At 71.6% G+C, this 10,367-nt stretch carries 11 protein-coding genes and 1 pseudogene; 5 read left to right on the plus strand and 7 right to left on the minus strand.

Translation table 11 applies throughout. The features are described 5' to 3' along the window. Positions 1-762 carry a response regulator transcription factor gene (locus tag QPK52_RS06410; RefSeq protein WP_410536049.1) on the minus strand — a complete coding sequence of 254 codons (762 nt, stop codon included), beginning with the start codon at positions 760-762 and terminating at the stop codon, positions 1-3. 281 nt (positions 763-1,043) lie between these two features. Here QPK52_RS06410 and QPK52_RS06415 point away from each other — a divergent pair, with 281 nt between their 5' ends. The 5 genes from QPK52_RS06415 to QPK52_RS06435 all read left to right on the plus strand — a co-directional run bounded on the left by QPK52_RS06415 (position 1,044) and on the right by QPK52_RS06435 (position 6,123). Then, on the plus strand, positions 1,044-1,820 hold the full coding sequence (locus QPK52_RS06415) for an amino acid ABC transporter ATP-binding protein (RefSeq protein ID WP_410536050.1): 777 nt from the start codon (positions 1,044-1,046) through the stop codon (positions 1,818-1,820). 53 nt (positions 1,821-1,873) lie between these two features. Further along, positions 1,874-2,707 carry a glutamate ABC transporter substrate-binding protein gene (locus QPK52_RS06420; RefSeq protein ID WP_410540233.1) on the plus strand — a complete coding sequence of 278 codons (834 nt, stop codon included), beginning with the start codon at positions 1,874-1,876 and terminating at the stop codon, positions 2,705-2,707. 101 nt (positions 2,708-2,808) lie between these two features. After that, positions 2,809-3,483 carry an amino acid ABC transporter permease gene (locus QPK52_RS06425; RefSeq protein WP_410536051.1) on the plus strand — a complete coding sequence of 225 codons (675 nt, stop codon included), beginning with the start codon at positions 2,809-2,811 and terminating at the stop codon, positions 3,481-3,483. Next, positions 3,480-4,388, plus strand: coding sequence for an amino acid ABC transporter permease (locus tag QPK52_RS06430; protein WP_410536052.1), 909 nt, complete (start codon positions 3,480-3,482; stop codon positions 4,386-4,388). The genes QPK52_RS06425 and QPK52_RS06430 overlap by 4 nt, the downstream gene beginning before the upstream one ends. 172 nt (positions 4,389-4,560) lie before the next feature. Then, complete coding sequence (locus tag QPK52_RS06435) at positions 4,561-6,123, plus strand: FAD-dependent monooxygenase (RefSeq protein ID WP_410536053.1); 1,563 nt, start codon at positions 4,561-4,563, stop codon at positions 6,121-6,123. Positions 6,124-6,147: 24 nt separating this feature from the next. Here QPK52_RS06435 and recX read toward each other — a convergent pair. From recX to QPK52_RS06465, 6 genes and pseudogenes are all read right to left on the minus strand, one after another. Beyond that, a pseudogene (gene recX, locus QPK52_RS06440) lies at positions 6,148-6,682 on the minus strand (recombination regulator RecX); the annotation flags it as partial. Continuing rightward, the gene (recA, locus tag QPK52_RS06445) at positions 6,682-7,812 is read right to left on the minus strand and encodes a recombinase RecA (protein WP_410536054.1); all 1,131 of its coding nucleotides are present in this window, start codon (positions 7,810-7,812) and stop codon (positions 6,682-6,684) included. The pseudogene recX and the gene recA, both read right to left, overlap by 1 nt. A 241-nt stretch (positions 7,813-8,053) precedes the next feature. Further along, positions 8,054-8,248, minus strand: coding sequence for a DUF3046 domain-containing protein (locus tag QPK52_RS06450; RefSeq protein WP_093663386.1), 195 nt, complete (start codon positions 8,246-8,248; stop codon positions 8,054-8,056). A gap of 58 nt (positions 8,249-8,306) precedes the next feature. Next, positions 8,307-8,624 carry an AzlD domain-containing protein gene (locus tag QPK52_RS06455; protein WP_410536055.1) on the minus strand — a complete coding sequence of 106 codons (318 nt, stop codon included), beginning with the start codon at positions 8,622-8,624 and terminating at the stop codon, positions 8,307-8,309. Further along, complete coding sequence (locus QPK52_RS06460) at positions 8,621-9,295, minus strand: AzlC family ABC transporter permease (protein ID WP_410540234.1); 675 nt, start codon at positions 9,293-9,295, stop codon at positions 8,621-8,623. The genes QPK52_RS06455 and QPK52_RS06460 overlap by 4 nt, the downstream gene beginning before the upstream one ends. 183 nt (positions 9,296-9,478) lie before the next feature. Next, complete coding sequence (locus tag QPK52_RS06465) at positions 9,479-10,330, minus strand: helix-turn-helix domain-containing protein (protein ID WP_410536056.1); 852 nt, start codon at positions 10,328-10,330, stop codon at positions 9,479-9,481. Positions 10,331-10,367 lie beyond the last annotated feature (37 nt).

Below are 10,367 nucleotides of genomic sequence, written 5' to 3' on the forward strand. Positions count from 1 at the left end.
TCAGCCGGCGGGGGCGACGAGCCGGTAGCCGACTCCGCGCACCGTCTCGATCAGGGCGGGCAGGGCCAGCTTGGAGCGGAGCGAGGCGATGTGCACCTCCAGGGTGCGGCCTGTGCCCTCCCAGTTGGTGCGCCACACCTCGCTGATGATCTGCTCACGGCGGAAGACGACGCCGGGGCGCTGGGCGAGCAGCGCGAGCAGGTCGAACTCCTTGCGGGTGAGGGGGACCGCCTCACCGTGCACCGTGACCCTGCGGGTGTCGGTCTCGATGGTCAGCGCCCCCAGACGCAGCTCACCGGTCCCCGCGCCCGGGGCGCTCGCGGTCTCCCCGCCCGCGGCGCGGTCGGCGCCCGGGTCGCCCGGTGCGCCGGCCGGAGCGGTGGGGGCGGTGGGGGCAGTGCGGCGACTGACGGCGTGGATCCGGGCGAGGAGCTCGGCGGTGTCGTACGGCTTGACCACGTAGTCGTCGGCGCCGAGGTTGAGGCCGTGGACGCGGGAGCGCACATCGGCCCGCGCCGTGACCATGATCACCGGGGTGCTGGTCAGCCGCCGGATGCGTCCGCACACCTCGAAGCCGTCGATGTCGGGCAGGCCGAGATCGAGCAGCACCACGTCGAAGGGCGGCGCGGCGCCGTCCGGGAGCAGGCGCCGCAGTGCCTCCTCGCCTCCGCGGGCGTGCACCACGTCGAAACCGTGCCGGGCGAGCACGGCGGACAGCGCCGCGGCCACGCGGTCGTCGTCCTCGACGAGCAGCAGTCTCATGGCCCCTCTTCTCCCCCGGTGCTCCCCCGCGCGCCTCCCCGGCCCCTCACGGGCGTGGCAGTCATCCACCCCGATCCGGCCCGGCGCGTCAAGACCCGACGGGCCGCAGCCCGCACGAACCCCTACGTTAAGCAGCCGATACGCCGACCGGTGAACCTTTAGGGCGATACATCCCTTTGCGGCTGAATCGTTATGCTCAAGTTCAGCTCAGATGGGATGACGCTGCTCAACGGTGGTCACTAAGGTCCCCTCAACCGACGAGGACGGAGCGAATGACGCCGATGAGCAACGTATCGGTGACCAAGGACGCCGCACCGACGGCGGAGAACCTGGTCGTCCTGGACAATGTCAACAAGCACTTCGGTGCCCTGCACGTCCTTCAGGACATCGACCTGACCATTGCGCGGGGCGAAGTCGTCGTCGTCATCGGGCCCTCGGGGTCCGGGAAGTCCACGCTGTGCCGCACCATCAACCGCCTGGAGACGATCGACTCCGGGACGATCCTGATCGACGGCAAGCCCCTGCCCGCCGAGGGCAGGGAACTGGCCCGGCTCCGCGCCGACGTCGGCATGGTCTTCCAGTCGTTCAACCTCTTCGCGCACAAGACGGTGCTGGAGAACGTCATGCTGGGCCAGCTCAAGGTCCGCCGCGCCGAGAAGAAGGCGGCGGAGGAGAAGGCCCGCTCCCTGCTCGACCGGGTGGGCGTGGCCAACCAGGCCGACAAGTACCCCGCCCAGCTCTCCGGCGGTCAGCAGCAGCGCGTGGCCATCGCCCGCGCGCTGGCGATGGACCCGAAGGTGATGCTCTTCGACGAGCCGACCTCCGCGCTCGACCCCGAGATGATCAACGAGGTCCTGGAGGTCATGCAGCAGCTCGCGCAGGGCGGCATGACGATGATCGTCGTCACCCATGAGATGGGCTTCGCCCGCTCCGCCGCGAACCGGGTGGTCTTCATGGCCGACGGGCGGATCGTCGAGGAGGCCACTCCCGACCAGTTCTTCAGCAACCCGCGCAGCGACCGCGCCAAGGACTTCCTGTCGAAGATCCTCCACCACTGATCCGGCAACGGCTCAGCGGACCTTTGCACGATACGACTCCAGGGATGTTCACCATGACCCTCCGCAAGTCCGGCCTCGCGGCCGCCACCGCCGTCGTCCTCGCCCTGACCGCCACCGCGTGCGGTGGCGGCGGTGACAGCGGCTCCGACGGCGACAAGATCACCATCGGCATCAAGTTCGACCAGCCGGGCCTGGGCCTGAAGACGCAGGACGGCGAGTACACCGGCTTCGACGTGGACGTGGCCAGGTACGTCGCCAAGGAACTGGGCTACGACGAGAAGGACATCACCTGGAAGGAGGCTCCCAGCGGCGAGCGGGAGAACATGATCTCCAACGGTGATGTGAAGTTCATCGTCGCCACCTACTCGATCACCGACGAGCGCAAGGAGCGGGTCGACTTCGCCGGTCCGTACTTCATCGCCCACCAGGACTTCCTGGTCCGTGCCGACGACGACTCCACGTGGAACCAGGACGAGCTGAACACCAAGGAGCTGAAGCTCTGCTCGGTCACCGGCTCCACCTCCGCGCAGAACGTCAAGAACAAGTTCGCGCAGAAGGCCGACCTGCAGGAGTACGGCGGTTACTCGGAGTGCCTGACCGGCCTGGAGAACAAGGCCGTCGACGCCCTGACCACCGACGACTCCATCCTGGCCGGTTACGCGGCGCAGAAGGAGCACCAGGGCAAGTTCAAGCTCGCCGGCCTCAGCCTCAGCGACGAGTCCTACGGCATCGGCCTGAAGAAGGGCGACACCGAGCTGCAGAAGCAGATCAACGACGCCCTCACCAAGATGGTCGAGGACGGCTCCTGGGAGAAGGCCGCCGACAAGCACTTCGGTCCGGCCAACTACGACTACGAGCCCGCCCCGGAGATCACCGAGAAGAGCTGACGACGGCAGGCGCGGCGCGCCGCCCCCGAACGGGCGGCGTGCCGCGCCTTCCGACGCCGTCCGACGAGACGCCATCCGACGAGGCGAGAGCGCGGGAGAACGTGTTCGACTTTCTTGATTCCGGGCAGTACGACGTGCTCGGAGCCTTCTGGGTGACGGTGCAGCTCACCTTCTACTCGGCGATCGGCTCCCTGGTCTGGGGGACGATCCTGGCCGGTATGCGGGTCAGTCCGACGCCGCTGATGCGGACCTTCGGCACCGTCTACGTCAACGCCGTGCGGAACACCCCGCTGACGGTGATCATCGTGGCCACGTCCCTGGGCCTGTACCAGACGCTGGGAATCACACTGGCCGGCGGCGACTCCAAGGAGATCGGTTTCCGGCTGGCGGTGCTCGGCCTGATCGCCTACCACGCCACCTTCGTGTGCGAGGCGCTGCGCTCGGGCATCAACACGGTGCCCGTCGGCCAGGCGGAGGCGGCGCGCGCGCTGGGACTGGGGTTCTTCCAGGTACTGACCCTCATCATCCTCCCGCAGGCGTTCCGGTCGGTCGTGGCGCCCCTGGCGAACGTGCTGATCGCCCTGACCAAGAACACCACGGTGGCGGCGGCCATCGGCGTGTCGGAGGCCGCCCTGCTGATGAAGGAGATGGTGGAGATCGAGAGCGACGCCATCTTCCTGGTCTTCGCGGTCTTCGCCTTCGGGTTCGTTGTCCTGACCCTCCCGACCGGCATGCTGCTGGGCTGGGTGAGCAAGCGCGTGGCGGTGAAGCGATGAGTGACCTGTCCGTTCTCTACGACGCGCCGGGGCCGCGCGCCAAGGCCCGCAACCTGGTCTACTCGGCGGTCTTCCTCGTCCTCCTCGGGCTCGTCCTGTGGTGGGTCCTGGACACGATGGCCGGCAAGAACCAGCTCGCCGCGGAGAAGTGGAGCCCGTTCGTCACCGACTCCCGGGTGTGGACGACGTATCTGATCCCCGGGCTGCTGAACACCCTCAAGGCCGCGGTGCTGGCCATCGTCATCGCCCTCCCGCTGGGCGCCCTGCTCGGCATCGGCCGGCTGTCGGAGCACCGGTGGGTCAGCCGGCCGGTCGGCACGGTGGTGGAGTTCTTCCGCGCCATCCCGGTGCTGCTGATGATGGTCTTCGCCAACCAGGCGTACGCGCAGTTCACCGACATCGATTCCGAAGTGCGCCCGCTGTACGCCGTGGTGACCGGTCTGGTGCTCTACAACGCCTCGGTCATCGCCGAGATCGTGCGGGCGGGCATCCTGTCCCTGCCCTCGGGCCAGACGGACGCGGCCAAGGCCATCGGCATGCGCAAGAGCCAGATCATGATCTACGTGCTGCTGCCGCAGGCGGTCACGGCGATGCTGCCGGCGCTGGTCAGTCAGCTCGTGGTGATCGTCAAGGACACCGCCCTGGGCGGCGCGGTGCTCGGCTACGCCGAACTCCTCAACCAGACGCGGGTGATCACCGCCAACTACGGCGCCAACACCATCGCGGCCCTCACCGTGATCGCGCTGATCTTCATCGTGCTGAACTTCCTGCTCACCAGCTTCGCGAGCTGGCTCGAAGGACGGCTGCGGCGCGGCAAGCGGTCCACCGGCGCCGTGCTGCACGGCGGCGCCGACACGGAGATGGAGTTCGACGAACCCCACATCGAGCCCCGCACACGGAAGTAGCCGCGCACCGCGCCCGCCTTCCGCGCCCGCTGCGCACCCGCTGCCTGTGCCCCCGTCGCTTGACGGGGGCACAGGCAGTAGGTTGCATACGATGTGTGATCGTGTACCGGGCTCCATCGGCTCCACCCCCTCTTCCCTCCCCGGACCGTGAGAACTGCGAGGGCCGCCCGTCGTGGACCCGGTGATCGTCGTCGGCGCGGGACCTGCCGGACTGGCGCTGGCACTGGCGCTGGCGCGTCACGGTGTGCCGTCGGTGGTGCTGGACGGCGGTGACGGCGAGGTGGAGCAGCGCACGGCGCGCACCTGCGTCCTGCGGCCGGACACGGCGGCGTACGCGGCGACCCTGGGCGGCGCCCGGTGGGCGGCGTGGCGCACCGAACGGCGGCGGCAGCCGGTGCGGCGGGTCGAACTGGACCCTCTGACCTCGCCGGTGCACATACAGCAGTACGCGCTGGAGCGGGGCATGCGGGCCGCGCTGGAGCGCGAGCCACTGGCCGAGATCGTCACCGGGGCCCGCCTGGACGAGCTGCGGCAGGACGAGCGGGGGGTCTCGGCGCACACCCGCGGCGCTCCCGGCTCCGCCGGCACCTGGTGGCGGGGCAGTTATCTGGTGGGCTGCGACGGCGCCCGCTCCACGGTGCGCAAGCTGCTGGGGATCCGCTTCCCCGGGCGCACCTCCGTCGAGCGGCACGCGGTGGCGGCCCTGCGCGTGGAACTGCCCTGGGACGGTGAGGCGCTGCTGCACCGCGACGTGCCCGGCGGCGAGAGCGAGGTGGTGGCGCGCCCGCTGCCGAACGGCGTGTGGCGGCTGGACTGGCTGCTGCCGCCGCGCGGCGATCTGGTCACTCCGGACGCGCTGCTGGCACGGATACGCGACACCCTGGCCGCATGGTGTGAGGAGGCCCCTCCCTACGAACTGCTGGACACCGGTGTGCACATCGCCCATCAGCGGCTGGCGCGTCACTGGCGCTCGGGCCGGGCCTTCCTGGCCGGGGACGCGGCGCATCTGCTGGGGGCGCTGGGCACCCAGCCGGTCGACGAGGGGTTGCGGGACGCGGTCAATCTGGCCTGGAAACTGGCGCTGTGCCTCCACGGCCGGGCATCCGGGGAACTGCTCGACAGCTACGAGGCCGAACGGCGCGGCGCGGTGGGAGCCCGGCTGCGCGCCCTGGACCAGGCTCTGCCACTGGTACGCGGGGGCGGAGGACTGCGCACCCTGCTGTCCGGCGCCTCACGAGGGCATCTGGAACTGCTGACGGACGGGCATCTGGGCCGGGGGCCGCTGGGCGCGTCACCGTGCTACGGACGTTCGCCGCTGGCGCCGGGGCAGGACACCGTCCCCGGAGCGCTCACGGTCGGGACCGAGCCGGGATCACCTGTGCGGGACGTACCGGTGACGGCCCTGGACGGAGCGCGAGGGCGTCTGTGGGAGCGGCTGGGCAGTGAGCTGCTGGTGCTGCTGGTCGCGCCGGGCACCCATGTGTGGGACAGCCGCCACTGGCTGTCTGCCGGGTTGATGCCGGAGCTGGCCGCCGTGGTGGAACGGCTGCCGGTGCCCGCGGAGCTGCTGGTGGCCGAGAGCTATCCGGGCGCGGTCGCCCATACCGCCCTGGTGATCCGCCCGGACGGGCATCTGGTCACCGCTCTGCCCGGTGCCCGGACCGGCGAACTGCGCGCCTGCGTCGAGGCGGTACGCGGCGCCCTGGCCGGGGAGGCGGGCGCAGCGGATCCGTGATCCTGCCGGCCAGTACCGCACGGTTCAGTCCGCGTCGTACAGCGGGTACTCCTCCACGTCCTCCCCCTCCGCTTCCAGTGCCTCCCTCACCACCCGGAGGGCGAGCCCCTCGGGGTAGCCCTTGCGCGCCAGCATCCCGGCGAGCCGACGCAGCCGCCTGTCACGCTCCAGTCCCTTGGTGGCACGCAGTTTGCGCTCCACCAGGGCTCGGGCGGTCCGCTCCTCGCGCTCCGGGTCCAGTTGCTCCACCGCGTGGTCGATCAGTTCGGAGTCCACGCCCTTGTGCCGCAGTTCCCGGGCGAGGGCCCGTCGGGCGAGGCCCCGGCCGTGGTGGCGGGACTCCACCCAGGCATCGGCGAACGCCGCGTCGTCGATCAGCCCGGCGTCCTCCAGCCGGGAGAGCACCGACTCGGCGACGTCCTCGGGGATCTCCCGCTTGCGCAGTGCCTCGGCGAGTTGCCCACGGGTGCGCGGCGTTCCGGTGAGCAGGCGCAGGCAGATCGCCCGCGCCCGCTCCTCCGGATCCGCCGGTGGCTCCCCCTGACGCCCCGCCACGGCTCAGCTCTTGGCCGCTGCGGTGCTCTTGACCGCCTTGGCGCGCGTCGCCGGTGCGGGCACCGTCTTCGCCGCCGCGGCCGGGGCGGCCTCGGCTCCGGCCGCGTCCGCGCCCGGCTCGCCCTCGGGGGCCTCGGTCTTCGGGCCGATGCCGAGCTTCTCCTTGATCTTCTTCTCGATCTCGTTGGCCAGATCGGGGTTGTCGCGCAGGAAGTTGCGGGCGTTCTCCTTGCCCTGCCCCAACTGGTCGCCCTCATAGGTGTACCAGGCGCCCGACTTGCGGATGAAGCCGTGCTCCACCCCCATGTCGATCAGCCCGCCCTCCCGGCTGATCCCGATGCCGTAGAGGATGTCGAACTCCGCCTGCTTGAACGGCGGGGCCACCTTGTTCTTGACCACCTTCACCCGGGTGCGGTTGCCCACCGCCTCCGTGCCGTCCTTGAGCGTCTCGATCCGGCGGATGTCCAGCCGCACCGAGGCGTAGAACTTCAGCGCCCGGCCACCGGTGGTCGTCTCCGGCGACCCGAACATCACGCCGACCTTCTCGCGGAGCTGGTTGATGAAGATGGCGGTGGTCTTGGACTGGCTGAGCGCACCGGTGATCTTGCGCAGCGCCTGGCTCATCAGCCGCGCCTGCAGACCCACATGGGAGTCGCCCATCTCGCCCTCGATCTCCGCGCGCGGCACCAGGGCCGCCACCGAGTCGATCACGATCAGGTCCAGCGCGCCGGAGCGGATGAGCATGTCGGTGATCTCCAGCGCCTGCTCGCCGTTGTCGGGCTGGGACAGGATCAGGGAGTCCACGTCCACGCCCAGCCGCTTGGCGTACTCCGGGTCCAGGGCGTGCTCGGCGTCGACGAAGGCGACCGTGCCGCCCATCCGCTGGGCGTTGGCCACCGCGTGCAGGGTCAGGGTGGTCTTGCCGGAGGACTCCGGCCCGTAGACCTCCACCACCCGGCCGCGCGGCAGGCCGCCCACGCCCAGGGCGACGTCCAGGGCGGTCGACCCGGTCGGGATCACCTCGACGGGCTCGTTCGGCCGCTCGCCCAGGCGCATCACGGCGCCCTTGCCGAACTGCCGTTCAATCTGTGCGAGCGCGGCGTCGAGCGCCTTCTCGCGGTCGTTTCCTGCCATGGGTGCCACCCGGTTCGCTTGAGTCGATCGCTTCACATCAAAAGACGCTAGCGCCTGCCACTGACAATCGGCCCGGACACCGTTCCCAGCAGCCCGGCTCCTCAATGAGAATGGCTGTTCGATTTTTGTGTCAAGTTGCCCCACCTCCCTGTGGAAAACCGGGAGAACCCGGGAAACCAGCAGCTCGGAAGTGCTTCGTACGGCCGGGCGCCAGGCCGCGCCCGGCCGCTTCGAGGCTCACTCACCTCAACTCGGCGGGCACGTCCACGGCCACGCAGACCGCGCGCCAGACCTCCTTCGCCCCCCACCCCGCCTCCAGGGCCTCGTGGACCGTCCGGCCGCCCAGCTCGGACATCACGTGATCGCGTGCGAAGGAGTCGGCGTACGCCTCACCGAAGTGGGCCGCCATCCGCTCCCAGAAGACCGTCAACCGCATGCCCCCCAGTATCCGCCCACCCGGACGGAGGAGCCGGGCGGCCGGGCGGGGAACCGGCCTACCCCAGGGCCCGCAGCCCCGCGGTGACCAGGACGGCGGCGGCCACCACCACCAGGAAGGGCGCGCGCAGCACCAGTGCGACCGCCGCCGCCGCGAGGCCTCCCGCGCGGGCGTCGGCCACCAGCGCGCCGCCCTCGCCGCCGAAGGTCTGCTGTGCGGTGAGCGCCGCCAGCAGCGCCACGGGCAGCAGGGCCGCCAGCCGCCGCACCAGCGGGCGCTCCAGCGCGCCGGCCGGCACCGACAGCCCGAGCAGCTTGACGAGGTAGCAGCCGACGGCCGTCGCCCCGATCGCGATCCACACGCCCTCCGGGCTCATCGGACCTCTCCTCCGTTCCGCCGTCCGGCCCGCCGCCCCCGCGCCAGCAGCACCAGGGGCGCGGCGAGCGCCGCCACCAGCACCGGGACCCCGGCCGGAAGGACCGGCAGGAGACCAAGTCCCAGCAGCACCGCGAGCCCGGCCGTGGCGCGCTCGGCCGCCGTGCGCAGCATGGGCGCCAGCAGCGCCAGGAAGACGGCCGGGCCCGCGGCGTCCAGCCCCCAGGCGGCGGTGTCGCCGAGCGCGGCGGCACCCAGCGCGCCGAGCAGGGTGGTCAGGTTCCACAGCAGGTAGAGGCTGATGCCGGTGACGGCGAACCCGATCCGCGCCGCACGGCGGTCCCGCTGGGCGAGGGCGACCAGGGACGTCTCGTCGATGACCAGGTGGGCGGCCGCCGGCCGCACCGCGCGCGGCAGCCGCAGCAGCGAGGACAGCCGCAGCCCGTAGAAGGCGTTGCGGGTGCCGAGGAAGAAGGCCCCGGCAGCGGCGGTGAGCGGGCTGCCGCCCGCGGCGAGCGCGCCGACCAGGGCGAACTGCGAAGCGCCGGTGAAGACCAGCAGGCTGAGCGCACAGGTCTGCGCGAGACTCAGCCCGGCTCCGGCGGATGTGACCCCGAAGGCGAACCCGGACAGGCCCACGGCCACACCGACGCCGAGGGCGTCGCGGACCACGGCCCTGTCGTCACCGCGGTCGTCACCGCGGTCGTCACCGCGGTCGCCGGCGGACGGCGGTGCGGTGGAGGCGTCCCCCCCGGCCGGGCGGGCCTGGGCGGCCCGGAGGGCCTGGGCGGTCTGAGTGGTCTGGGCCGTGGGGGCGGTCTGGGGCGTCTGGTTCCTCTCGGGCACGGCGCGATGCTAGGCGCGGCCCTCCCGCCCGGTCTTGTACGTTCTTGCGCGTTCGCGCTGGTAGGCGCCGGGCGGCACGCCGACGATCCGGTGGAAGTGCCGTCCCAGGTGCGGCTGGTCGGTGAAGCCGACGGCGACGGCCGCCTCGGCCGGCGGCGCCCCCTCCTCCAGCAGCCGGCGGGCGCGGCGGACCCGGGCACTGGTCAGCCAGGCGTGCGGCGGCATGCCGTACCGCTCGCGGAAGGCACGCAGCAGCGAGAACGGGCTCGTCCCCAGTTCCGCGGCGAGCACCTCCAGAGTGGGCGGCTCCGTCATCCGCTCCAGGAGGATCTCGCGGGCGCGCGCCGCCTTGCACGCGCCCGCCGTGCGGACCGTACGCGCGGGGAGCGCGGCGCCGTTCCGGTGCAGCAGCCGGGTGACGGCGACCCGCAGCAGGGTGTCGGCGGCCAGTGCGTTGCCCTGCTCGGCGGCCCGGTGCACCTCGGTGATCAGGCGCGCGGCCTCCGGGTCGTGCACGACGGGCTCGGTGAACCCCGCGGTGCCCCGGATGGCCGTCGTCTCGGCGGCGACGGCCGCGACCGTGCGCGAGGAGGTGTAGAGCGTGGCGTACGCCCAGCCCTCCGGGACACCGGCGCGCGCGGTGTGCGCCACCTCCGGGTTGATCATGACGACGGCCCCGGCGCCGGCCCGCTCCACGCCCTGCGGCAGCCCGATCTCCTCGACGCCGCCGGTGACGGCGGCGAGTACGTAGCCGTCGTGGGCGTGCTTGGGGAAGGTGTGCCGTATGTACCGGGCGCGCAGCAGGTCCGTGTCCGGCAACCGGTCGTACCGCCAGTGCCGCGCCCACTCCTCCGTGCCCATGTCCTCCATTGTGCGGCCCTCCCGCGAGGCCTCCGCC

The sequence above is a fragment of the Streptomyces sp. KL2 genome, from assembly GCF_046529545.1.
In the GTDB taxonomy this organism is placed as follows: domain Bacteria; phylum Actinomycetota; class Actinomycetes; order Streptomycetales; family Streptomycetaceae; genus Streptomyces; species Streptomyces radiopugnans.

Excerpts from the sequence above, each read along its gene's own strand:
- QPK52_RS06410 (WP_410536049.1), bottom strand. The coding sequence starts at position 762 with ATGAGACTGCTGCTCGTCGAGGACGACGACCGCGTGGCCGCGGCGCTG.
- QPK52_RS06415 (WP_410536050.1), top strand. The coding sequence starts at position 1,044 with ATGAGCAACGTATCGGTGACCAAGGACGCCGCACCGACGGCGGAGAAC.
- QPK52_RS06420 (WP_410540233.1), top strand. The coding sequence starts at position 1,874 with ATGACCCTCCGCAAGTCCGGCCTCGCGGCCGCCACCGCCGTCGTCCTC.
- QPK52_RS06430 (WP_410536052.1), top strand. The coding sequence starts at position 3,480 with ATGAGTGACCTGTCCGTTCTCTACGACGCGCCGGGGCCGCGCGCCAAG.
- recA (WP_410536054.1), bottom strand. The coding sequence starts at position 7,812 with ATGGCAGGAAACGACCGCGAGAAGGCGCTCGACGCCGCGCTCGCACAG.
- QPK52_RS06450 (WP_093663386.1), bottom strand. The coding sequence starts at position 8,248 with ATGCGGTTGACGGTCTTCTGGGAGCGGATGGCGGCCCACTTCGGTGAG.
- QPK52_RS06455 (WP_410536055.1), bottom strand. The coding sequence starts at position 8,624 with ATGAGCCCGGAGGGCGTGTGGATCGCGATCGGGGCGACGGCCGTCGGC.
- QPK52_RS06465 (WP_410536056.1), bottom strand. The coding sequence starts at position 10,330 with ATGGGCACGGAGGAGTGGGCGCGGCACTGGCGGTACGACCGGTTGCCG.